At 40.3% G+C, this 25,015-nt stretch carries 22 protein-coding genes and 1 pseudogene; 14 read left to right on the forward strand and 9 right to left on the reverse strand.

The window, feature by feature from the left end; genetic code table 11:
* The first annotated feature begins 31 nt into the window (after window positions 1-31).
* Complete coding sequence (locus H3T84_RS04650; RefSeq protein ID WP_198218360.1) at window positions 32-1,324, forward strand: adenylosuccinate synthase; 1,293 nt, start codon at window positions 32-34, stop codon at window positions 1,322-1,324.
* Between the two features lie 135 nt (window positions 1,325-1,459).
* Here H3T84_RS04650 and H3T84_RS04655 read toward each other — a convergent pair whose 3' ends face one another.
* A complete protein-coding gene (locus H3T84_RS04655; RefSeq protein ID WP_198218362.1) occupies window positions 1,460-2,605 on the reverse strand; it encodes a D-alanyl-D-alanine carboxypeptidase family protein in 1,146 nt (381 codons plus the stop codon).
* 199 nt (window positions 2,606-2,804) lie between these two features.
* Between H3T84_RS04655 and ilvA the strand changes: the two genes are divergently transcribed.
* Window positions 2,805-4,337 carry a threonine ammonia-lyase, biosynthetic gene (gene ilvA, locus H3T84_RS04660; RefSeq protein WP_198218364.1) on the forward strand — a complete coding sequence of 511 codons (1,533 nt, stop codon included), beginning with the start codon at window positions 2,805-2,807 and terminating at the stop codon, window positions 4,335-4,337.
* Between the two features lie 161 nt (window positions 4,338-4,498).
* Here ilvA and recR read toward each other — a convergent pair whose 3' ends face one another.
* From recR to dnaX, 3 genes are all read right to left on the reverse strand, one after another.
* Entirely contained in the window at window positions 4,499-5,104 is a 606-nt protein-coding gene (gene recR / locus H3T84_RS04665; protein WP_198218373.1) for a recombination mediator RecR, read from the reverse strand.
* A 384-nt stretch (window positions 5,105-5,488) separates the two neighbouring features.
* Window positions 5,489-5,830: a YbaB/EbfC family nucleoid-associated protein gene (locus tag H3T84_RS04670; protein WP_025330421.1), complete on the reverse strand. Its 342-nt coding sequence runs from the start codon at window positions 5,828-5,830 to the stop codon at window positions 5,489-5,491.
* A 57-nt stretch (window positions 5,831-5,887) separates the two neighbouring features.
* Window positions 5,888-7,846 carry a DNA polymerase III subunit gamma/tau gene (dnaX, locus tag H3T84_RS04675; RefSeq protein WP_198218379.1) on the reverse strand — a complete coding sequence of 653 codons (1,959 nt, stop codon included), beginning with the start codon at window positions 7,844-7,846 and terminating at the stop codon, window positions 5,888-5,890.
* A gap of 676 nt (window positions 7,847-8,522) precedes the next feature.
* Between dnaX and H3T84_RS04680 the strand changes: the two genes are divergently transcribed.
* On the forward strand, window positions 8,523-9,680 hold the full coding sequence (locus tag H3T84_RS04680; RefSeq protein WP_198218381.1) for a hypothetical protein: 1,158 nt from the start codon (window positions 8,523-8,525) through the stop codon (window positions 9,678-9,680).
* Window positions 9,681-10,029: 349 nt separating this feature from the next.
* Here H3T84_RS04680 and mltB read toward each other — a convergent pair whose 3' ends face one another.
* From mltB to rpsF, 5 genes are all read right to left on the reverse strand, one after another.
* Window positions 10,030-11,106: a lytic murein transglycosylase B gene (gene mltB / locus H3T84_RS04685; RefSeq protein WP_198218383.1), complete on the reverse strand. Its 1,077-nt coding sequence runs from the start codon at window positions 11,104-11,106 to the stop codon at window positions 10,030-10,032.
* Between the two features lie 119 nt (window positions 11,107-11,225).
* Window positions 11,226-11,681 (reverse strand): 50S ribosomal protein L9, encoded by a 456-nt coding sequence (rplI, locus tag H3T84_RS04690; RefSeq protein ID WP_041880712.1) that lies wholly within the window; start codon window positions 11,679-11,681, stop codon window positions 11,226-11,228.
* A 15-nt stretch (window positions 11,682-11,696) separates the two neighbouring features.
* Window positions 11,697-11,927 carry a 30S ribosomal protein S18 gene (rpsR, locus tag H3T84_RS04695; RefSeq protein WP_025330416.1) on the reverse strand — a complete coding sequence of 77 codons (231 nt, stop codon included), beginning with the start codon at window positions 11,925-11,927 and terminating at the stop codon, window positions 11,697-11,699.
* A gap of 5 nt (window positions 11,928-11,932) precedes the next feature.
* Window positions 11,933-12,229 carry a primosomal replication protein N gene (gene priB / locus H3T84_RS04700; RefSeq protein ID WP_041880709.1) on the reverse strand — a complete coding sequence of 99 codons (297 nt, stop codon included), beginning with the start codon at window positions 12,227-12,229 and terminating at the stop codon, window positions 11,933-11,935.
* 19 nt (window positions 12,230-12,248) lie between these two features.
* Window positions 12,249-12,632, reverse strand: coding sequence for a 30S ribosomal protein S6 (gene rpsF, locus H3T84_RS04705; protein WP_025330414.1), 384 nt, complete (start codon window positions 12,630-12,632; stop codon window positions 12,249-12,251).
* A 322-nt stretch (window positions 12,633-12,954) separates the two neighbouring features.
* On the opposite strand from rpsF, the gene H3T84_RS04710 reads away from it, so the two are divergent.
* The 11 genes and pseudogenes from H3T84_RS04710 (at window position 12,955) to H3T84_RS04765 (ending at window position 24,952) form a co-directional block, all read left to right on the forward strand.
* Window positions 12,955-14,388, forward strand: coding sequence for a mechanosensitive ion channel family protein (locus tag H3T84_RS04710; RefSeq protein ID WP_084585827.1), 1,434 nt, complete (start codon window positions 12,955-12,957; stop codon window positions 14,386-14,388).
* Window positions 14,381-14,824 (forward strand): dihydroneopterin triphosphate diphosphatase, encoded by a 444-nt coding sequence (gene nudB / locus H3T84_RS04715; protein ID WP_198218385.1) that lies wholly within the window; start codon window positions 14,381-14,383, stop codon window positions 14,822-14,824. Before H3T84_RS04710 ends, nudB begins: the two co-directional genes overlap by 8 nt.
* A gap of 22 nt (window positions 14,825-14,846) precedes the next feature.
* Window positions 14,847-15,602: an endonuclease/exonuclease/phosphatase family protein gene (locus tag H3T84_RS04720; protein WP_174833137.1), complete on the forward strand. Its 756-nt coding sequence runs from the start codon at window positions 14,847-14,849 to the stop codon at window positions 15,600-15,602.
* 194 nt (window positions 15,603-15,796) lie between these two features.
* Window positions 15,797-16,366: pseudogene (locus H3T84_RS12100) on the forward strand (LysE/ArgO family amino acid transporter).
* A gap of 347 nt (window positions 16,367-16,713) precedes the next feature.
* Window positions 16,714-17,727, forward strand: a complete 1,014-nt coding sequence (hemB, locus tag H3T84_RS04735; protein WP_198218389.1) for a porphobilinogen synthase — start codon at window positions 16,714-16,716, stop codon at window positions 17,725-17,727.
* A 1,008-nt stretch (window positions 17,728-18,735) separates the two neighbouring features.
* Window positions 18,736-19,626: a ubiquinol oxidase subunit II gene (gene cyoA / locus H3T84_RS04740; protein ID WP_174833134.1), complete on the forward strand. Its 891-nt coding sequence runs from the start codon at window positions 18,736-18,738 to the stop codon at window positions 19,624-19,626.
* Window positions 19,627-19,645: 19 nt separating this feature from the next.
* A complete protein-coding gene (gene cyoB / locus H3T84_RS04745) occupies window positions 19,646-21,631 on the forward strand; it encodes a cytochrome o ubiquinol oxidase subunit I (RefSeq protein ID WP_174833133.1) in 1,986 nt (661 codons plus the stop codon).
* Window positions 21,631-22,242 (forward strand): cytochrome o ubiquinol oxidase subunit III, encoded by a 612-nt coding sequence (locus tag H3T84_RS04750; protein WP_025330406.1) that lies wholly within the window; start codon window positions 21,631-21,633, stop codon window positions 22,240-22,242. Before cyoB ends, H3T84_RS04750 begins: the two co-directional genes overlap by 1 nt.
* Entirely contained in the window at window positions 22,239-22,571 is a 333-nt protein-coding gene (gene cyoD, locus H3T84_RS04755; RefSeq protein WP_025330405.1) for a cytochrome o ubiquinol oxidase subunit IV, read from the forward strand. The genes H3T84_RS04750 and cyoD overlap by 4 nt, the downstream gene beginning before the upstream one ends.
* 9 nt (window positions 22,572-22,580) lie before the next feature.
* Window positions 22,581-23,471, forward strand: coding sequence for a heme o synthase (gene cyoE / locus H3T84_RS04760; protein WP_041880326.1), 891 nt, complete (start codon window positions 22,581-22,583; stop codon window positions 23,469-23,471).
* A gap of 95 nt (window positions 23,472-23,566) precedes the next feature.
* Window positions 23,567-24,952, forward strand: coding sequence for an MFS transporter (locus H3T84_RS04765; RefSeq protein WP_232346104.1), 1,386 nt, complete (start codon window positions 23,567-23,569; stop codon window positions 24,950-24,952).
* The last annotated feature ends 63 nt before the right edge of the window (window positions 24,953-25,015 follow it).

Raw genomic sequence — 25,015 nt, forward strand, 5'->3', positions numbered from 1 at the left:
ATTAACCCTTAGTATGAGCAGGTAAAACCATATGGCAAAAAACGTCGTTGTTGTCGGCACCCAGTGGGGTGATGAAGGCAAAGGTAAAATTGTAGACTGGCTGACTGAACGTGCCTCCGGCGTGGTACGTTATCAGGGCGGACATAATGCAGGGCATACTCTGGTGGTCAATGGCAAAAAAACTGTTTTGCGCCTGATTCCCAGTGGTATTTTACATACAGGTAAACGTTGTTTTATTGGTTCTGGTGTTGTCGTATCACCAGAAGCTCTGCTTAGCGAAATGGCTGAATTACAGCAGGCGGGTATTGATGTAACCAAACAATTAACCATTGCACCGACCTGTCCCTTAATTCTTCCCTATCATATCGCTCTGGATCATGCTCGTGAAGCAGCTAAAGGCGATAAGAAAATCGGTACGACCGGTCGTGGTATCGGACCTGCATATGAAGACAAGATTGCCCGGCGTGCAGTTCGTATTATGGATTTATTCCAGCCTGATGTTTTACAGCAGAAAATTAAAGATGCAGTAGCCATTTATAACTGCCAGCTTACCTGTCTGTATGGTCAGGAAGCACTTGATGCTGAAAAAATTTACCAGCAGACTCTGGAACTGGCCGATCAGATAAAACCAATGGTCGGAGATGTTTCCCGTGAACTGAACGACATGAATGCCCGTGGTGAATCCTTGCTGTTTGAAGGTGCTCAGGGTACTTTCCTTGATATTGATTACGGTACCTATCCTTTCGTTACCTCCTCTAATTGCATTGCCGGAGCGGCAGCTGTCGGTTCTGGTGTAGGACCGACTAAACTGGATTATGTACTGGGTATTGTCAAAGCTTACACAACACGAGTTGGTTCCGGACCATTCCCGACCGAACTTTTCGATAGCGTGGGTGAAGGTCTGGCAGAACGCGGCAATGAATTTGGTGCAGTAACCGGACGTCCGCGCCGCTGCGGCTGGTTTGATGCTGCTCTGATGAAACGGTCTATCCAGGTAAATGGTATTTCCGGCTTATGTTTAACTAAACTGGACGTTATGGATGGCATGGATAGCATTAATATTTGTGTCGGTTATGATTATAACGGGCAAAAAATAGATATTTTGCCTTGTGGTTCCGACGCCGTTTCTGCCTGTACACCTATTTATGAAACAATGCCGGGCTGGCAGGAAAGCACTTTTGGTCTGAAATCATACGACGCACTACCAGACAATGCTAAAGCCTATCTGAAACGTATTGAAGAAATTTGCGGTGCTCCGATTGCCATGATTTCTACCGGTCCTGATCGGGAAGAAACCATTCTGCTCCGTCATCCATATGAATAACTGAAATTAAAAATAAACCCATCAGCTGATGGGTTTATTTTTAAAACAAATCAATCAATTCAGCACATATTACCGTTAAACTGATTAATTAGCCGCTTAGATAAATGCTTATCTCTCAAAAAGCAGCCGGCTTTATCAGTTAAAAAGGTTATGCCACCACATGGCGATACCATCCAGCCAGCGACCAAACCCGCTTGCTTCGCCCACATTTTCCAGTGCCACAACATTCTGTCGGGCAATTTCCTGTTTACCTGACAGCAATTTTAAAGTTCCGATATTCTGGCCTTTGTACACCGGTGCTACCACTGGTTGAACAGACTCCAGCTCTACAGATAATTGTTTAGCACTACCAGAAGGCAAAGTGACATAAGCATCACCTAAAAAACCTGCTGCTACTTTCCTGTGTGCACCTTTATAAACAGTAATATCACTTACTTTATGTTGTCCGGCCGGATATAATCTGACCGTATTAAAATTAGTCAGAGCCCAGCTTAATAATTTACTTCCCTCTGCTGCTCTGGCCTCACTACTGTCAGCTCCTACCAGTACAGCTACAATTTTGCGTTCATTGCGTTTACTGCTTACAACCAGATTGTAACCACCATGTATAGTATAGCCGACTGCCAGACCATCTACCTGATCATCTCTGAATAGGAGCAAATTACGGTTTAACTGAGTAACACCATTATAAGCAAAAGATTTTTTAGCAAACCAGCTCTGATATTGCGGAAAATCGCGCACCAAAGCCTGAGCCAGCAACAGCAGATCCCCCACACTGCTATATTGTCCCTCTGCCGGTAATCCTGTGCAATTAACAAAATTGGTATTTGTCAGTCCCATTTTTTGCGCCTCAGCATTCATCTTGCGCACAAATGCTTTTTCGTTTCCGCTCACAGCCTCAGCCAGCGTAATTGCTGCATCGTTAGCTGAGATAACCAGCATACCCTGCACAACGGTTTCCACATTTACCGGAACACCCTGCTGTAAAAACATCCGGCTACCGTCTGCCTGCCAACCGGTAGCAGAAACTTTTAGCGGTTGCTGCGCTTTCAGTTTACCTGTATGCAAAGCATCAAATACCAGATAAGCTGTCATTAGCTTTGTCAGTGCAGCAGGTTCAATCCGGGCATCTTTATCACGGCTGGCCAGAACTGTACCACTTTGCTGATCTGCCACTGCATATGCAGCAGCATTAATTTCAGGCATAGTTACAGCATGTGTCGTTAGCAAAACACTCATCAGCACAGTTGTAATGAGCCAGCGAAAAAAATTTCTCATCATTTCTATTATCAAATTTAAATCTGAATTAACCGCGATTAACTACTTCCATAACCGCTTATTATAAACAGTAGTCTGTACAAGAGAAGCAATATTGGCAAATTTACTTGCATAAAAAAAACAGCCGCGTTATCGTTAATTTTTGATTAATTCAGTTAAGCAGATAATCTGCAAAATAAAATCAGTTTTTTCATTCTACATTATGAACAATCACACAAACTACCTTACCCGCATTCTTACTGCCGCAGTATATGATGTGGCCATTGAAACACCCTTGGATTATGCTGCTAATCTGTCAGATCGACTCAACAATTACATCTGGCTGAAACGGGAGGATTTACAACCAGTATTCTCTTTCAAAATCCGCGGGGCCTATAACAAAATGGCCAAATTGGATAAAAATGCCCTGGAAAAAGGTGTCATCACGGCCTCGGCCGGCAATCATGCTCAGGGCGTAGCACTTTCAGCACAAAAACTGGGTTGTGAAGCAACTATCGTTATGCCACAGACCACACCACAAATTAAAATCGATGCTGTAAAAAAACGCGGTGGCAAAGTAGTACTGGCCGGTGAGTCCTATAATGATGCCTACAACCATGCCATGCAGCTGGTTGCCGAAAGTGGCCTCACATATATTCCACCTTTTGATGATCCAGATGTCATTGCCGGACAGGGTACCATCGGTATGGAAATATTACGCCAGCACCCGAAACCTATCGATGCTGTATTTGTTGCTATTGGTGGTGGCGGGCTGGCTGCAGGAGTGGCAGCGTACATTAAAAATGTACGTCCGGAGGTCAAAGTAATCGGCGTAGAAACTGAAGATGCCTGTGCTATGAAGCAATCTATTGCTGCTGGCAAACGCATAGAACTTAAAGAAGTAGGTTTGTTTGCGGATGGTACTGCAGTTAAACTGGTAGGTGAAGAAACATTCACACTATGCAAAGACTTACTGGATGAAATTATTATTGTAGATACCGATAGTATTTGTGCTGCAATTAAAGACATTTTCGATGATACCCGCAGTATTACGGAAACCTCCGGTGCACTGGCTCTTGCCGGATTAAAAGCCTATATCGCCCGGAATCAATGTCAGCATCAAAATCTAATCGCAGTAACCAGCGGTGCAAATATGAATTTCCATCAACTGCGCCACGTCTCTGAACGCTGTGAACTGACAGAGGGACATGAAGGAATTTTTGCGGTAACCATCCCAGAAAAACCCGGTAGCTTTCGTTTTTTCATTGATTTAATCGGTAACAGAAATATTACCGAATTCAATTATCGCTATGGTGATGATCAGAAGGCCCATATATTTGTTGGTATTCAAAGCAATGATACTGCTGATTTACAGACTATCGTACAGGAACTGAACAACAATGGTTTGCCGGCTCTAGATCTCACCCATAACGAAATGGCCAAACTGCATATCCGGTATATGGTCGGTGGTCGTACCAGCAAAGTGGCTAATGAACGTCTGATTAGTTTTGAATTTCCTGAGCGACCAGGTGCCCTAAGACGTTTTCTGATACATATGCAATCCGACTGGAACATTACTTTGTTTCATTATCGCAATCATGGAGCCGATTTCGGTCGCGTACTGGTTGGTTTGAATATTCCACCGGCTGATGCAGAAAAATTCTATGCATTTCTGGATAATGTGGGTTATATCTATCAGGAACAAACTCACAATGCCGCTTATCAGCTATTTCTAAGCGAATCCGCCACCTCCTGATAAATAAATCAGAAATACAACCACAAAACAACAGACAGAGTAATTGCTGAAATTACTCTGTCTGATTTTTTAAATGAATCTGTAACAGGCTTAATCTTTCCTAGTGATATTTTTATTCTCCATTCTGCCATTAAGCCGATTTTATCTGTAAATTATACTGTTTACTTTACATTACGGCGTTCATAAACAGCCTGAGCCAGAGTACCCGCATCTATATATTCCAGTTCTGCTCCGAGTGGCATACCTCGCGCCAGACGCGTAACTTTTGCCGGAAACTCAGCCAGTAATTGTGCCAGCACATACGCAGTAGCATCTCCTTCAGCAGTAAAATTGGTAGCAATAATAATCTCATCTACTTCATGATGCTGTAATCGCGTTACCAGTTTATCCAAAGCAATGGCCTGCAAATCTGCTCCCTGAGCAGGATTAACCTGTCCCATCAATACAAAATACATACCATCATGGCAATGAGCTGATTCCATACTGGCTACATCCACCGGCATTTGTACTATCATTAATCGTCTGGTGTCACGCTGCTCATCAGAACAAATTGCACACAATTCACCTTCACAGAAAGTATTACATAAACGACAATGCTGTACCTGTAATAAAGCAGCTTGAATTGCTTTCACCAGTTCTTCTGCGCCCTGACGCTGGTGCTGTAATAATTCATAAGCCATGCGCTGCGCTGTTTTAGGGCCAACATTTGGCAATACTTTTAGTGCATTAGTTAAGCGGCTAAATGCGTCCACTTGTTTTGTACTCATTCTTTACCTGTAACAAACTCTTAAGTCATATATAAAACCAGCCCGTTTTCACTGATTGACTGCCTGGATCTATTCCATAAAAACTATAGACTATTTTATATAGCTCTCATGTAATTAAACTCTCATCAGACCGGAAGAAACAGGACTAGCTTCATCAACTCAGACAAAACATCTTTACCTTATCCAACCTGAGATTTGTATACTATGTAAGATTACCATCAAACTAACCCGGATCATTTATCATCCTGCCTTCTGAATTTCAATATAACATTTTACCTGCTTAGTTTCGTAACTAAGCAGAAAACAATGGTTTTAATGATACCAGCTTAAATTAAAAACAATAAAAAAGGGTAACGTAACCGTTACCCTTTTTTATTGAAGTAATTATTTAAATAAATCTCCCATACCTGCTGGTAAATTCATACCCTGAGTAAACTGACTCATACGTTCTGAAGAAGTTGATTCAGCTTTACGTACGGCATCATTAACCGCAGCTGCAATCAAATCTTCCAGCATCTCTTTGTCATCAGCAGCATCTGCAAGCAAACTGTCATCAATATGGATACGTTTTACTCCATAGTGACAATTCATGGTTACCTTAACCATACCAGCCCCAGATTCACCTTCCACCTCTACATTAGCCAGATCAGCCTGCGCCTTTTTCATGCGTTCCTGCATTTGTTGCGCCTGCTTCATCAAACCACCCAAACCTGCTTTTCCAAACATAATATCTTCCTTACACGTCAATTAAATAGAGAGAAAAAATTAAACAAATAATGGCAATTATTCTTTATCCAGATGTAAACTTTCCGGTATCCATTCTGCATTAAAAGTTTCCATCAACATCTTTACAGCGGGCTGCGCTTCTAACACTGTCTTTGCCTGCTGCTGTTGTTCTGCATGTAATCGCTGCTGACGCATTTGCGGTGTTTCCGGCATACTCTGCTCCTGCCAGCTACAGGTATGCAGATGTATCGGCCGTTGATAAACTTCTGACAACGATTCAGCTAGCCGGTTTAATAACTCACGATTGGCTGTCGGCTCACCCTGCTCAGCCAGAGCAATAGTTAAATCACCACTATTTTCATCATAAGCAACAATCGCCGTATGCTGACTGAACAACTGTACTGCACCGAGACGATGTGCCAGCAAAGTTAAAATTTCCGGCCAGTTCTCTGCCGTCAATGGCGGAAAAGCCTTTTTTACCAGAGTTAAATTCTGATCATCTCTGGGCTTTTCTGCGGATATATCCGTATTTTCATCATACTTTTCTGCCGCGTTTGCTTTGACTGAATCTACAGACTCAAACACACTCACAGCCTCGTAGGATAAGTCATCAACACCTGTTTCCCAGGGTGGCGGAGGCTCATCGCTAATCGTTACTGACTGAGATTCCTGCAAAGCAGGTGAAGAATCATTTAATATCTTGCTATCAGCAGCTGTTATCAACGACGATTTTTTTTCGATTATTTCAGTTTCTAATGTTACCGGTACTTCAGTAGTTGCATCAGATGCTGTCTCTGACAGTGCTTCAGATACTGAAGCTGGACTATTTTCTTCAGAAACAGTTGGTATATTATCCATCTGCTTATTGTTTACTGGCACATCATGCAACTGTGTACCGTCGATTTGTCCATGCAAACGTTGTCTATTCAGTGCAGCCAGAGGTGCAAATGCAAGCATCCGCAATAGGGTCATGACAAACCCAGCTTTCTCATCCGGAGCAAGCGGCAAATCTGCCTTACCTCGTAATACACACTGATAATATAATTGAATCTGCTCTCCTGAAAACAAACCCGCAAAACGAGTTAAAGCCGCATACTCAGGATCATCAGCGCCGACTGCCGGAACAGATTGCAGTATTGTTAAACGCTGTAATAACAGAGCCAGCTCAGTTAACGCACTATCAAATCCTACCGCGCAACTGGCCATTTCCTCCGCTTTAGCCAGTAATGCCTGACCATCCCGCACAGCCAAGGCTTCCAAAAGCGCATACAAATAACTTTTATCAACCGCACCAATCATATTCCGCACATCAGATTCAGTTACCTTTCCTGAACCAATGGCAATAGCCTGATCAAGCAGGCTGAGTGCATCACGCATTGAGCCGGCAGCAGCCCGGCCTAACAGCCATAATGCCGGATCTTCATAAGCAATATGTTCCTGCTGTAATACATAAACCAGATGATCATGTACCTGAGTACTATTCAGATTGCGCAAGACAAATTGCAGACACCGGCTTAAAACCGTAATCGGTACTTTCTGCGGATCTGTTGTCGCCAGAATAAATTTCACATGTTCAGGCGGCTCTTCCAAAGTTTTGAGCATGGCATTAAAAGCACTTTTCGACAACATGTGCACTTCGTCGATGATATAGACTTTATACTGCCCCATCGTTGGCGCATATTGTGCGTTTTCGAGTACTTCGCGGATATTATCAATTCCTGTATTGGAAGCAGCATCAATTTCCAGCACATCAACAAAACGGCCGGCATCAATCTGGCGACAAGAATCACATTGGTTACATGGCTCGCCATGTTCAGTATGCTGGCAATTCAGGCTTTTGGCCAGAATACGGGCAATGGTGGTTTTACCTACACCGCGAGTCCCTGTAAGCATATAAGCATGATGCAAACGTCCTTTATCAAGCGCATTTAACAATGCCCTGACTACATGCTCCTGTCCTACTAAATCGGCAAACTTTTTTGGTCGCCATTTTCGTGCCAATACTTGATAAGTCATAACCATCCGCAACTGCCAGCCACAGCAAAACTTAAAGGCAAAATAAATCTTGTTCAGTGCAATCTAAACAAGCACTTTATTGTAACCAAAAACCAGCATAAAAGGTTATACCGAAGCCACAAACTAGGTGAAACAATCAGATGAAACAACCTCAACTTGCTTTAACATCTGTTGTTATTACTTTAAATAGTTAAGATTGCAAAATATATATATTTAATATGCTTAAATCATCAATAATAAATTAAAGTACAAATATTTTACACAAATCGCTCTTAGTAAATATAACTACGCGAAAATAAAAACAAAAAGAAATAAAAAGTCATTTGCTACATGAAAAAACTATCTGAATACATGTAACCACGCACTTAGTCTGTATGCTTAATTATAAACCAATATTAATTCATGAAATATATCACATCACTTGGTAGCCTCGTTTAACAATCACATTATTCCAATATTAAATATTTTTACTCTTAATCTAAGCATTTGGATGAGTAAACAATTACCAGAGATTTATTTATCCTTGTCAAAAGAGTTTGTAATTACAAATTAACCTACCAATAGTTTGATATAAATACACAATATATCAATATTATTTGTTTTAAATAAAATAATTAATTTATATTAATAACAGGGTCAATATAATTTTAAAAAGATATTTTTAGTGAGCCTGTACATGGATCATCCTTATTATCACACTGATAGTTATGTTTTTGTATGGATATTTATACTGCCTTTTTTCTACATCGTTTTTCTTCCTACCCTGATAATTGTTTATGGAAAAATTTATAAATTTATCAAAATAGGCTTTGCCATTATTATTGCCGGATGGTTAGTTTTCAGCCTGATATTTGCTGACATCTATATTTTTTTATTTTCAATAACAGGAGCACTTTTTCCAGTTATTCTTCGCTACTGTCAATCCTTCACCGCTCATTTTCAAGGCATTAAGCAAAAATTTTATTCTGTTATTGTTTATATTGTTTTGCCATTCTTATGTACCTTTTTCTGGCCAGCCTATCTCGTCGCTCCACCGTTAATAGAATACTGGCAAAACCGTCCAGACAGTGAATGCAAACAAAATGGCCGATTAGTGGCTTTATCAAAAGATATTAACTTACGTATTTACCCGATCTCCAAATATCCATCATTTTGGATTAGAAGCCTTGCTCCTAAGTTAGAAGATTATATTTTTAATACTGCTCAAAAGAATTTTTGCAGGCAGTTTTCAGCTTCTCAACCAACTTTAATCGACTCCATTGGTAAAATAAATATTGATTTAAATACTTTATGCCAACATCCGGTTTCAAAAAAAATGGCCAGCTATTGTGAAAATCCGGCAACCAGACAAATAAAATTTGAATGGCTTGAATTCGAACTGATAAAAAAAGATAAGAATACTAAAAGTCCCTGGCAACAATTTCAAGACGATCTGAATAATAAATATATTTATACTAAAGAAGAAAAATTAAATTATGAAATAGTGAATCATCACACTGAATTGATTGAAAATTTAAAATTTGATAATCAAGTACAAATGTTTAAGTTTTTTGATCACTACTATAATGTCATAACCATTTCCAATCCCGGTTGGTTACCATCTGTAACGGAACCTCTTGTTATTAATTGCCCGACTGATTATGATTTAAAATGCTATATAACTCATGATTTTACTAATAATTGGGAAGTTTCCTACTTATACTCTTTTACAATTAATTATAAGAATAATCCTGATAATGATGATCAAAATTCTATCAATCAAAAATTAGATGCAGCTAAACTGGCTTATCAGATTATAGAAAGTGTTATCGAGGAAATGCAGGTAAATAACTAGTTTACTCATTATCTAATAAACACGAATAGCCATACTTAGATAAAATTTTAAATCAGCGTTATCGGCAATGAAAGATAAAAACTTATTTGAACACATAAATTAATATTAATAGCTTCTATTATAACTAATTTAATAATCATTAATCAGACATTCATCTTCATTTCAATGATAAATCTGACTATGGTTTAATTGAATATCCTGCAATATTAATACAGATAAGAATTACACCAGATTAGTTTCATCTTTATTTAAATTTTTTAATAATTATTTTAATCAATTACTACTTACCATAGCAAAATAAAAGCCATCTGTATAACAAGATGGCTGATGATTGCAAATGAACACTCATTTATAAATTAGCATTGGCATCTGCCAAATTATTCGCAATCTGACGAACGGCAGCCACATAATGCCGGCTATGGTTATATTGCCAGATAGTGTAGAAATTATTCAGACCAAACCAGTAATCATATTCGCCGGGAGATCTTTCCAGACGATATAAAATACCCTTTTCCTGATCTTTAATCTGCGCGGGAATGACTACGCCTAACTGACGCAACTGACCTGCGGTGTATTTAAGCGAAGTAGGTTCATCAATAATTTGCTGTAATCGCGGTGTTGGCTGCATATTTACCGGTACAGCAATCGGCGCTCCGGACTGCCAGCCATGCTGTTTCATATAATTGGCCACTGAGGCCAGTGTATCACCGGAATTACGCCAGATATCCCGATGTCCGTCACCATCCCAGTCAACGGCAAACTGGCGAAAACTGGATGGCATGAACTGTGGCATACCCATCGCACCGGCAAAGCTGCCCTTAAAGCTTAATGGATCCTGCTTTTCTTCATAAGCCAGTTGCAAAAATTCAGATAGCTCACGCTGAAAATATTCAGCCCGCCGCGGATAGTGATAGCCCAATGTTGTCAGTGCATCAGCAACCCGATATGAGCCCATAGTACTGCCGTAATTGGTTTCAATCCCAACAATCGCCACCAGTAATTGCGGTGCTACTCCATAACGTTTCGATACTGCCTGAATTATTCCGGTATTATTTTTCCAGAAGATATTTCCGGTATTAATACGAACATTATTGGCATTATTCTGTGCAAATGTATACCACGGTAAAGATGTTCCCGGTTTATCCATACCACGAACAATACTTGGCCGGTAACTTACCTGCCGGAAAAAATTTTCCAGTTGATCCCTGCTGTATTGTCCCCGCTTAACTTCAGAATCAATAAAACGATTTACATCATTACGTTTCAGTAAATCTATTCCACTGTCCGTCAAAGCAAACACTTTATTATCAGCTGGTGACGATACACTGGTTGTAGCAGTAGGCTGAAGTGGGTTTTCCTGAATTGGATGGGTACTTTGACAGGCTGACAGAAACAAAGCTGCACTTATTATCCTGACTAATTTCATTATTATGGTTCCTAGCATATGCTTCATGCACATTTTAAACTAATTTTACCATCAATAACAAAAAAGCTGTCCGGATTAATCCGGACAGCTTATACTTTCCTGATGTGTGTCAGTTATATTTATTCTGCAGCAGCCACAACAGTTACTGTGATAGCAGCAACAGCATCACTATGCAGAGCTACTTCGATTTCATATTCACCAATGGCTTTCAAAGGACCATTAGGCAGACGCACATTAGCTTTAACTACTTCAACACCAATAGCAGCTTTAATAGCTTCTGCAATATCATGAGTCGTTACAGAACCAAACAGACGACCATCAACACCGGCTTTTTGCGCTACACTGATATTCTGACCATCCAGTTTCAGTTTACGTGCTTCAGCATCAGCAAGAACAGCAGCCTGATGTGCTTCATATTCAGCACGTTTTTCCTCAAAAGCAGCCAGATTGGCAGCATTGGCACGCTGAGCCTTACCCTGAGGAATCAGAAAGTTACGGGCATAGCCGTTTTTTACATTAACCAGATCACCCAGATTGCCCAGGCCACCGACTTTTTCTAACAAAATAATCTGCATAATAACTCTTCCTTATTATTTATGTTGATCGGTGTAAGGCAGCAAAGCCAGAAAACGGGCACGTTTTACCGCTGTAGACAGCTGACGCTGGTAATGTGCTTTGGTTCCGGTAATGCGTGCCGGAATGATTTTACCATTTTCAGTAATAAAATCTTTTAACAAATCAACTGCTTTATAGTCTACCTGTTTGATACCTTCCGCAGTAAAGCGGCAAAATTTTCTACGTTTGAATGATTGACGAGCCATGTCGTTTAACCTTTATATTCACGAATTTGTTGGATATGCAGTACCGGACGAGAATGGTATATACCTTTCTGGCTGAGAAATCCGCTGACTTCAACCATATTTCCCGGCAGATACGACCAGTTTTCAGCTAAATCACCCAGTGCTTTCGCCTGAATTTCCACTTTTGCCAAATACTGCTGCTGCAATTCCGTTTGCCATGACTCATGGGTAAGCCACATGGTCAGAACCGGCAAACCGGCAGGCGTATAGCGTAAATTGTCCAGACTTTTAATCTGTGCACACAGGCATATTTGATTCAGCAAACCGGCCTCAGTAAATTAATCAGGCTTCAGCTGCTTCTTCTGAAGCAGTTTCAGTGCTGTTACCGGCTAACAGATTTTTAGACTTCTCGTCTTTCATCATCGGAGAAGCTTCAGTTACTGCTGCGTCCATTTTTACAGTCAGATGACGCAATACAGCATCATTAAAACGGAATGCTGTTTCAATTTCGTCAATCACTTCAGGTGTGGTTTCAATATTCATTAACACATAGTGTGCTTTATGAATTTTATTGATCGGGTAAGCCAGCTGACGGCGGCCCCAGTCTTCCAGACGGTGAATTTTACCGTTAGCTTCGGTAATCATGGTTTTGTAACGTTCAACCATAGCACCGACCTGTTCGCTTTGATCCGGATGGACAATGAACACGATTTCATAATGACGCATGAGTACTCCTTGTGGCTAATCGATCCCTTTACCATGCGAAGGTGCAAAGGGCAAGGTTGGAAAACCTGCTATTATAAGCATCTTTGTATCCGGAATCAAATAATTAGCAACTTGACTGAACGGATTTATTTAAATCAATATAAATATTTGTTTTATTAAATTATTTTAAATCAATCTATACTCAGAAATACTATTGATTCACCAATACTGCAATATATAACTGTTTCATCATTCAGCGCTAATTTTGATAATGACAGTTTACAGAAACCTATTAAAACGCCTAACATTAGAGCAGTTTTAAATTTCTTTTCTTTGCCCTACCATGAATAACTATTTTGACTCCATGTTTGCCCGCAAAGAATTTCTGGCACGCCTGATAGTACATAGCTTAAAAACTCATACTGGCTGGCTGGAGCTGGTCTGTGCAATGATAATAATGATTGGTACCTATTGGTTCAGTCTGAAAATTTTGTCGGCCGTATCCAAACGTATTGAAAATCAGAACAACATTAAACTTCCGTTTCTGTACCATCTGTTTACACGCCTGTTATGGCCCGTATTGCTATTTATCTGCACTATTATTGCTATGATTATCTGGCGTGCCGGCACAGGTGAGTCGGTATTATGGTTACAAATAACTGTTTTTACTGCACGCTGGTTAATGATGATTCGCATCATCATGGCCGTATTGCACAACGCCATTCCGAATAACCGTTTTAATGAGCATTATGAACGCTCATTATCCACCCTGCTATGGGTGTGTTTCATCCTATGGCTGACGAGTCTGGATACTTTTATTATCCGCCTGCTCAAGTCACTTGCTCTGCCCATAGGCTCAACCAGTCTGAGCCTGTATACAGTAATCACCGGCAGTATTATTGTCGGGATTGCCATTATTATTGCTATGTGGCTGTCTCGTTTTACCGAAAAACGTATTCTTAAAGCAGAAAAACTTGATGTCAATCTGCGCTATGTACTAGTGAAAATCGTTAAAACATTACTGGTCGTAGTTGCCGTACTGATTGCTCTGCCGATGGTGGGAATTAATTTAACCATTCTTTCTGTTTTTGGTGGCGCTCTGGGTGTTGGTCTCGGACTTGGTTTACAGAAAATTGCCAGCAATTATGTATCCGGTTTCATCATTCTGGCAGATCATTCCGTACGTCCGGGAGACAGACTGAATATTAATAACTTCACAGGCTATGTAACCAAAATAACTGCCCGTTTTGTAGTATTACGTAGCAGTGACGGCTCAGAAGCCCTGATTCCGAATGATACTTTTGTTTCCAATACAGTTATCAATGATTCTTATTCCAGCAAAATCATGTCAAATAATCTGACCTTGCAGGTAGCTTATAATACTGATCTGCCTCAGGCTCTGGAAATACTAAAAGAGGCTGCAGCCAAGCAGGCAAGAGTATGTGATGATCCTAAACCCAACAGTTATGTTACCGGCTTTGCTGATTCCGGAATTAATCTGTATGTTAATTACTGGATTCGTGATCCGGAAAATGGTTTTCTGAGTATCAATTCTGCTATTTTGCTGGAAATCTGGAATCGTTTTAAAGAAGTCGGCATAGAATTTCCGTTTCCCCAGCAGGAGATACGTATTCTGAATGATAAAGCAGATCCGATTGTCTGCGATAGTAAGGCCGGTGCAGAAAAAACAGAGAGTGAACCGAACCATCCGGAACATTTACCCACAGCATTAAGTACTTTATCCTATCATTCAGCTCAGCAATCTAATCATGAGTAATAATCAACCATATAAACAACCGGTATCTGTACTGATTGTTATTTATGATAACAACCGGCAGATACTGCTAATGGAGCGCGCAGATAAGCCCGGTTTCTGGCAATCCGTAACCGGCAGCCTGGAACCGGGAGAAACAATTGAGCAGACTGCAAAACGGGAACTGGCAGAAGAAACCGGTATTTACAGCAATGATATTTTTAACTGGCAGCAATCCAGTATCTACGAAATTTATCCGCACTGGCGTCATCGCTATGCTCCCGGAGTTACTCATAATACCGAGCATATCTTTTCCCTGTGTGTTTCAGCAGAAACACCTATTCTTCTGTCACCACGCGAACATTTAGACTATATATGGTGTTCGCCTGAACAGGCTGCGGAAAAAGTATTTTCGCCATCGAACCGTTCAGCAATACTGCAACTACCCCAACACTGGTAATTTAAAATCACCGGCCATTTTCATGAATAAAATCACTATTGCCTCCTATAACATACATAAAGGCATGTCGGCACTTAATAAAAAAGTACAACTTCCTCAAATGGCTGCTGCCCTGCATCAGCTGGCTCCGGACATACTGTTTTTACAGGAAGTGCAAGGAATCAATAGCAAACGGGCAGAAAACATACCGGATTTTCCTAAACAACCTCATTATCAGGTTCTCGGCGAACAACTAGCCTATAATGTAAGTTATGGTCGCAATGCCCGTTATAAATTTCGTGATCATGGTAATGCTATTTTAAGTCAGCTACCGATCGTAACCTGCCATAATCTGGACATCAGTGTTAACAGTTTTGAGCAGCGCGGGCTGCTACATTGTGAAATTCAGCCACCAAAATGGCCACGACCATTAGTATGTCTGTGTGCTCATCTAAATTTGCGTGAACCAGACCGTATAAAACAGTACCAAACTATTTACGACTATATCCAAAGTGAAATAGATCCGGCCAATCCATTAATTTTAGCCGGAGATTTCAATGACTGGCGCCAGCGCTCTCATGATAGCTTAGGCTTAAAATTAAATTTACATGATGCATTTTATGCTTATCGCCATGCACCGAAAACTTTTCCAGCCCGCCTGCCTATTTTAAGTCTCGACAGGATTTTTACCCGCCATCTGGAAATACACGAAGCAAAATCATTAACAGGTCAGCCATGGCAAAAACTTTCCGACCATCTGCCTTTGTATGCAGTTGTCAGTCCTCTGAGTAAAACTTAATAACCTGTTTTCAAATGGATCTAAATCATCATTCCTAAACTGGATCTCATCAAAGCTATTTTTATCCAGACATTTTCTGAATAATTTTAAAAACCATCGGTATTATTGAATTAATAAAGCTTTCAGCAAAATTATTAATAAAATAAACTCTTTTATATAAATATACTTTTCAATAATTTAATAGGTCAAACTCAATGTTTGCTTTGCTATCAGGACTAGGACTTGGTTTTTCTTTAATTATAGCTATCGGTGCTCAAAATGCATTTATTTTAAAACAAGGTTTAAAACAGCAATATGTTTTCTGGGTATGCTTGATCTGCTCAGTATCAGATACTATTCTGATTTATTTAGGCGTAACCGGATTTTCTAAAGTACTTAACCGCTATCCGGAAATTATTATTTATGCAAAATATTGAAGTTTTTATTCTGCATTGAATCAAAATTCAGCACTGAAACCCAGCCTGATTGATAAAAGTTCATTAATGAAAGTTATTGGCGTTTGTCTGGCTTTTACATGGTTAAATCCGCATGTGTATCTGGATACAGTTATTTTAGTTGGTTCAATATCGGTATCATTCAAAGATAGTCTTTATCTATTCACACTTGGGGTTATGCTTTCATCATGGTTGTTCTTTTTTTCATTAGGCTATGGTGCCAAATTTTTATCTCCTTTATTTAATCAAAACCGTTCATGGAAAATATTAGATTTTGTTATAGGGATTATTATGTGGAGTATAAGTTTTAGCTTGATTTTCACTAAATAATCGCATTGAACGCTAAATTCATTGAAAAATCAGTTTTCTTTTCTATCAGCAAAAAAAAATTATTCTATTAAGTAATTCAGTCTGACTTTGTTCAGCAATTTTAAGTAAATACCAACACAAGGAATTTTAAAAGCAATTATGTTTTTTCCTAATTATATCTTTAAAATACAATTTTAATTACAAACCAAACTTTAATAGTTTTTTATTAATAATCAGTACTGAATTATGTCATTAGAAGTCCTGCCTGAAAGGGTTTAGAATAACAATCCGAATTTCACAAAGCTTTACTGGCAATAATTTTAGTCAGCCTATAGGCTGGCGCGTTTATAAAAACCGAGAATACTATTATGAATTTTCCTCCTCGAATTATGCCCAATACACGTATGCGGCGTATGCGACATAATGATTTTTCACGGCGCATGATGCGTGAAACCATACTGACAGCCAATGATTTTATTTTGCCGGTATTTGTGCATGAACAAACTGGGCGTATGTCTGTTGACAGCATGCCCGGAGTAGAACGTTTATCTATTGATGAATTATTAAAAGTCGCTGAACAGGCTTTAAAACTGGGCGTACCGGTTCTGGATTTATTTGGTGTTCCTGATCCTGATAGTAAAACCACTGACGGACGGGCTGCATGGGATGAAAACGGTATCATTCAGCGTGCTATCCGTGCTCTAAAATCCCGTTTTCCTGAGCTGGGTGTAATGGCAGATCAGGCTCTCGATCCTTATACAACCCACGGGCAAGATGGCCTGCCGGATGAAAATGGGTATATTAAAAATGATGAAACGATAGAAGCACTTATCAAACAATCACTTTCACACGCCGCAGCCGGTGCGGATATTCTTTCTCCAAGCGATATGATGGATGGACGTATCGGAGCTATCCGCGAAGCACTGGAAGAAAATGGTTTTATTCATACTCGGATTATGTCTTATGCTGCCAAATATGCTTCAGCTTTTTATGGTCCGTTTCGCAGTGCTGTAGGCAGTGCCGGTAATCTGGGCAAAGGTAATAAATATACTTATCAGATGGATCCTGCTAACAGCAATGAAGCGCTGCATGAAGTAGCACTTGATATAGCTGAAGGAGCCGATATGGTAATGATTAAACCGGGCATGCCTTATCTGGATGTAATCAGACGGGTTAAAGATGAATTTGGTGTTCCTACATACGCCTATCAGGTATCTGGTGAGTATGCTATGTTGCAGGCAGCCATCAGTAATGGCTGGCTTGATGCTGATAAAGTAATTTTAGAGGGCCTGCTTGCATTCAAACGAGCCGGTGCAGACGGTATTCTGACCTATTTTGCATTGGAAGCAGCACGGCAATTACAACAAAATAGCAGGTTTTAGTAATATATTAAATATATGCATTAATCTGCCAGCAAAGCAAAACCGCTTACTGGCAGATTAATGCATTTTTATGTTTGAATGTCTGCTTATTTTCTTCAGATTTACTCAGTAGATTATCTATCAGAGCAAAATAAATATGCCATTATTCTTAACATTAGATATATTAATTACTAAAGCATTTAAGCATTATCTTGAATAATCACAATGAATATTATTTTCTCAATAGCAAACACCAAAAATGGCATAAAAATTGCTAAATTCACTTCAGGATATTAACTCGTAAGCGTTATCAAAACTTAAAGTCACAAACAAAATAATTATTTAAATTGAATTAAATTGTTTACCTCAGTTATTTCATTTATACCATTTCATATACCGAAATCAACTCGTTTTTTTATTCAGTCGCTATGTTTACAACACCCCAGTATAAGTTTTTATTCCAAAAATTTTATAAAAACTTATAAAATACAAAAAATTATATATAAACTTAATCCATTAGAACTTTTAATCATATTGAAATTTTCTTTTGCTATAACTTTTTTTAAAAAAATTCACAGAAAATTGATATAGATTAACTTTTTTGCAATCTTAACATTTATATTTTTATTTTAGTAAAAAAGTAATCTGTATTTTTAGTTTCAAAATTAAGATAATATTTTTTTATTATAAATCAGTTGGTTATAATAAATAAAAAATTGAATTTATTGATACAAATTTTAGATTGTAAGTAAAATTGCATCATGAAATTTATATATTAATAAAATTCTGGTTTATATAACTTAAACAGAAAATCTTTTATAATGACATTAAAATATTAAAATATTTTTTTATAAATATATATTTTATAAACAAAAATTAATAAATAAATTTTGTTTTTTTATTTTAGCTGCTAAATTTTTAATTAGCCTGCCAAAGGTACAATATACAGTGCGGCAACATTGTCTTAAAATAGTAGAACCCGTTTTTTACAAACGTTAATCGTGTTTCCCGTAATGTTGAGGTCGTTACATGAAATTAAGTAAGCTCTCAGGGATAGTATTGACGATGCTGATCGGTTCGCTTTTTTTAAGCGGCTGTGATGCTGCTCTGCTAAACCCAAAAGGCCATATAGGTCAGGAAGAACGCACACTAATACTGACAGCCATAGGCTTGATGTTAATAGTCGTAATTCCGGTGATTATCATGGCAATTTTATTTTCTCTGAAATATAGAGAGGGTAATAATGCCAAATATTCACCGAAATGGGCGCATTCCAACAAACTAGAAGCCATAGTTTGGGGTATTCCTATCCTGATTATTCTCACCTTGGGAACAATCACATGGAAGACCACTCATTCTCTGGATCCCTATCGTCCGCTGGAAAGTGATAAAAAACCAGTGGTAATTGAGGTAATTTCATTAGACTGGAAATGGCTGTTCATTTATCCGGAACAAGGTATTGCCACTGTTAATGAAGTTGCGTTCCCGAAAGATACCCCGGTGGAATTCAGAATCACTTCTAATACAGTGATGAATGCGTTCTTTATTCCTCAGTTAGGCAGTCAGATATACGCTATGGCCGGTATGCAGACCAAGCTGCATTTAATTGCTGACACAGCAGGTGAATATAAAGGTATTTCATCCAGCTACAGCGGTGCCGGTTTCTCTGGCATGAAATTTACTGCCATTGCAACACCGGATGAAGCCAGCTTCAATCAATGGGTGGATAAGGTGAAACAGTCACCCAATACACTTAATGACATGGCTTCATTCAACAAACTGGCTGCGCCAAGTCAATTCCATCAGGTGGAATATTTCTCCAGCGCAAATCCGGGTTTGTATGGCAATGTGATTGCCAAATTTGCCAATCACAATATGCCTGCAGCTCTACAGGCCAGTACAGCCAGCAGTGCTGAGTAAGCTTGCGAGGAAATAAAAAATGTTTGGAAAATTAACTTTAGATGCGATACCGTTCCATGAGCCAATTGTCATGGTAACGATCATGGCTATCATCGTCATAGGTCTGGCGCTGGTAGGTGCGATTACGTATTTTCATAAATGGGGCTATCTGTGGAAAGAATGGTTTACTACAGTTGACCACAAACGCATCGGTATCATGTATATCATTGTCGCTATCGTGATGCTGGTTCGTGGTTTTGCCGATGCAGTGATGATGCGTAGCCAACAGGTTTTAGCCTCTTCAGGCACCAGTGACGGCTTTTTGCCACCACATCACTACGATCAGATTTTCACCGCTCACGGTGTAATCATGATTTTCTTTGTTGCCATGCCTTTTGTAATCGGCCTGATGAACTTTGTCATCCCGCTGCAACTGGGTGCGCGCGATGTGGCCTATCCATTTCTGAATAATCTGGGTTTCTGGTTTACTGCTGTAAGTGTGGTACTGGTTAACTTATCACTGGGCATCGGTGAATTTGCACAAACCGGCTGGTTGTCCTACCCGCCACTGTCTGGTCTGGAGTTCAGCCCGGGTGTAGGTGTTGATTACTGGATATGGAGTTTGCAGATATCAGGTATCGGGACAACGGTTAGTGCTGTTAACTTTATTGCTACTATCCTGAAAATGCGTGCCCCGGGCATGACTATGATGAAAATGCCTATTTTCTGCTGGGCATCTTTCTGTAGCAATATTCTGATTCTGACTTCCTTCCCTATCCTGACAGCCTCTGTTGCCATGCTGACATTAGACCGTTACCTCGGCACCCACTTCTTTACTAATGAACTGGGCGGTAACATGATGATGTACATCAACCTGATCTGGGCATGGGGTCATCCGGAAGTATATATTCTGATACTGCCAATCTTTGGTGTGTACTCAGAAGTTACAGCTACATTCTCACGCAAGACCATGTTTGGCTATACTTCAATGGTATGGGCAACTGTGTGTATCACCATATTGTCTTTCATCGTATGGTTGCACCACTTCTTTACCATGGGTTCAGGTGCCAATGTCAACGCATTCTTCGGTATCGCCACCATGATTATTTCTATCCCGACCGGGGTAAAAATCTTCAACTGGCTGTTTACCATGTATGAAGGTCGTATTTCCTTCCATGTGCCGATGCTGTGGACTGTAGGCTTTATTATTACATTCTCCGTAGGTGGTATGACCGGTGTACTGCTTGCTGTACCGGGTGCGGACTTTGTACTGCATGGCAGTCTGTTCTTAGTCGCTCACTTCCATAACACCATTATCGGTGGTGTAGTGTTTGGATTGTTTGCAGCACTTAACTACTGGTTCCCGAAAGCATTCGGCTTTAAGCTGGATGAAAAATGGGGCAAACGGGCTTTCTGGTGCTGGTTTATCGGCTTCTTTGTAGCCTTCATGCCTTTATATGCACTGGGCTTCATGGGTATGACCCGCCGCCTGAGTCAGCACATTGATCCGGCTTACCATAATTTGCTGTGCGTTGCTGCCAGTGGTGCTGCCATTATCGCTCTGGGTGTAGTATGCATGGTGATTCAGGTTGTGGTTTCCTGCCTGCATCGTAAGGAAAACCTTGATGTTACAGGTGATCCGTGGGATGGTCGTACTCTGGAATGGTCTACTTCTTCCCCTGTACCTTTCTATAATTTCGCTGTGCAGCCACAGGTTGAAAGCCGTGATGCATTCTGGGATGAAAAAGAAAAAGGTATTGCTTACAAGAAACCAGCCAAATATGAAGAAATTCATATGCCAAAAAATACTGCTGCCGGTCTGGTGATTGCAGTGTTCTCAATGATTTGCGGCTTTGCCCTGATCTGGCATATCTGGTGGATGGCTATCGTTGGCTTTGCCGGCATGATTATCAGCATTATTGTCAAGAGCTTTGACACGGATGTGGATTACTACGTGCCGGTTGCTGAAATTGAAGCTATTGAAAGCAAACGTTTTAATGAATTAACTAAAGCAGGACTGAAATAATGTCAACTGAAACCTTGATTCACGGTAGTGCGCATGAGCACGCTCACCACGACAACGGTTCACTGAAGGTATTCGGGTTCTGGATTTACCTGATGAGTGACTTGATTTTGTTCTCCTGTCTGTTTGCCACCTATATCGTGCTCCTGCCGGGCACAGCAGGTGGTCCAAGCGGCAAAGACATTTTCGAGCTGCCTTTTGTGCTGGTAGAAACTTTTGCTCTTTTATTGAGTTCCATTACTTACGGCTTTGCTGTGCTGGCAATGAATCGCAATAATCAGAGTCAGGTTTTATTATGGCTGGTGATTACTTTTGTATTCGGTGCATGCTTCATCGGGATGGAGCTGTATGAATTTCATCACCTGATTACAAGTGGTATGGGTCCTGACCGCAGTGGTTATCTTTCTGGCTTTTTTGCTCTGGTCGGCACCCACGGTCTGCACGTTACTGCCGGTTTAATCTGGATGGCTGTAATGATGATTCAGGTAGCTTCACGCGGTCTTACCAGTGTTAACCGCATGCGCATCAACTGCCTGAGCCTGTTCTGGCACTTTCTGGACATCGTGTGGATTTGCGTGTTCTCAATTGTATATCTGATGGGGGTAGCGTTATGAGTCAGTCAAACCATCAAGACCATATCCCACAACATGGCAGTGCTAAAAACTACATTATCGGGTTTATCCTGTCTGTAGTTTTAACTCTGATTCCATTTATGATGGTAATGAATCAGTCTGCTGACAAACAAACTCTGTTTGCTGTGATTGTCATTACTGCCGTTTTGCAGCTTATTGTTCAGCTGGTTTGTTTTTTACATCTGGGCAGTAACCCTGAAGAACGCTGGAATCTGATTTCATTTATCTTCACTGCTATTGTGATTGTATTGCTAGTAGGTCTTTCCATCTGGATTATGTGGAGCCTCAACGCAAACATGGTGTTAGGTTAAAGGCAGTTCATGATTAAGCCATACCTGCAAGTAACAAAACCAGGTATTATCGTCGGCAACCTGATTTCGGTTGTCGGCGGGTTTTTGCTGGCGTCAAAAGGCAGCATAAACGGCTACCTGCTAATCCTTACTCTGCTGGGCGTGTCTTTGGTAGTAGCTTCCGGCTGTGCGTTTAATAACCTGATTGACCGTGATATTGATCCGAAAATGGAGCGTACTAAGAATCGTGTGCTTGTGCGGGGCTTAGCTTCTGCCCGTGTAACATTTGCACTGGCCACGATACTGGGTATTGCCGGATTTGTTGTGCTTTATTTTGGCGCAAATCCCTTAGCCATGTGGTTATCTGTAATGGGTTTTGTGGTTTATGTAGGGATTTACAGTCTCTATATGAAACGGCATTCTGTTTACGGAACTTTAATTGGCAGTCTGTCGGGTGCTGCACCACCAGTAATCGGTTATTGCGCTGTAAGCAATAATTTTGATGCTGGTGCACTTATTCTGCTGGCGATTTTCAGTCTCTGGCAGATGCCGCATTCCTATGCAATCGCGATTTACCGCTTTAAGGATTATCAGGCGGCTAATATTCCGGTTTTACCGGTAGTAAAAGGCATTGCTGTAGCAAAACACCATATCACGTTTTATATTATTGCCTTTATGTTTGCAACATTGATGCTGTCAATAGGCGGCTACGCCGGCTACAAATATCTGGTCGTTGCTGCGGCTGTCAGCGTGTGGTGGCTGTGTATGGCATTATCTGGCTATAAAGCACAGAATAATGATCGTATATGGGCGCGCAAACTGTTTGTGTTTTCGATTATTGCTATCACTACCTTAAGCATAATGATGTCGGTAGATTTTATGACTCCGGCCTCACAAACTGTATTAAGCTTTGCTGGCTGATACCGTGACATAAATATATTACAATACGCAAACCAACCCAACCTGCCTTTGTTTCTTTTACAATAGGCAGGTTTTTCTTTTAAGCAGTATTAAACATGAATTCCAAGAACAACAGTGATACACACATGAATCTTGCCGAAAGGCGTGCAACTTGGGGATTAGGAGCAGTTTTTTCGCTGCGCATGCTGGGCATGTTTATGGTTCTTCCTGTTCTGACTACTTATGGTATGAAATTAGAGGGAGCAAGTGAAAGCCTGATCGGACTGGCAATCGGAATTTATGGTCTGATGCAGGCTATATTGCAAATTCCTTTTGGTTTGTGGTCTGACCGTTTCGGGCGTAAACCTTTAATCGTAGGCGGCTTACTGATTTTCACTCTGGGCAGCATTATTGCTGCCTTAACATCCTCTATTTGGGGAGTCATATTAGGACGTGCATTACAAGGTAGTGGTGCTATCGCAGCAGCTGTAATGGCATTATTATCTGACCTGACGCGCGAACAAAACCGCACCAAAGCCATGGCTTTTATTGGTATTAGTTTTGGTATCACTTTTGCAATTGCCATGGTCTGCGGCCCTATCATTACACATGCAATAGGTTTACACGGATTATTCTGGGTTATTGCGATACTGGCACTGGCTGCTATCGGCCTGACATTGTTTTTTGTACCCGACAGTACTGTTCATGTACTTAACCGTGATTCAGGCATTGTACGCGGCAGTTTTGGTACTGTACTGCGCAACCCTGCTCTGTTTAAGCTGAACACCGGTATTTTCTGCATGCATTTTCTGCTTATGTCGACTTTTGTTGCACTGCCTATACAACTGGAACAGGCAGGATTTCCGGCAGCCAAACATTGGCAGATTTATTTATACACGATGCTGATTGCTTTCATAACTGTTCTGCCACCAATTATATACGCTGAAAGCAAACGGCAAATGAAGCAAGTGTTTATCTTATGTGTTGCCGGACTGTTGATTGCTGAAAGTGTATTATGGCTGGCTAATATTTCTTTCTGGCCGCTTGTCACAGGTGTTTTATTATTCTTTATTGCTTTTAATCTGATGGAAGCACTCTTACCTTCATGGGTAAGTAAAGAAGCACCGGCAGGTTATAAAGGCACTGCAATGGGCATCTATGCAACCGGACAGTTTCTGGGCGTAGCCTGCGGAGGAACAATTGGAGGCTGGCTAGCTGCACAAACCGGTGCACATAGTGTTTTTATCTTCGGCACAGGATTAATTTTTATCTGGCTTCTGCTGAGCCTGACAATGCACGAACCACCCTATTTGGCCAGTCTGCGCATTATCCTGAAACAGGGTCGTGTTTTACCTGACAATGCCCGACAACAATTACTTGAACAGGCTGGTGTACATCAGGTACTAATTATTCCTGAAGAACACAATATATATATCAAAATAGACAGCAAAATTACTAACCGTGAACAACTGGAAGTATTTATCGATACTATAAGTAATTAAACCAAAACAGGCGCAAACCAATATTAGATAATTATTGATTTACGCCTGTTTCAGAAAATATCA

The organism is Snodgrassella sp. M0110 (genome assembly GCF_016101465.1).
GTDB classification, from domain to species: domain Bacteria; phylum Pseudomonadota; class Gammaproteobacteria; order Burkholderiales; family Neisseriaceae; genus Snodgrassella; species Snodgrassella alvi.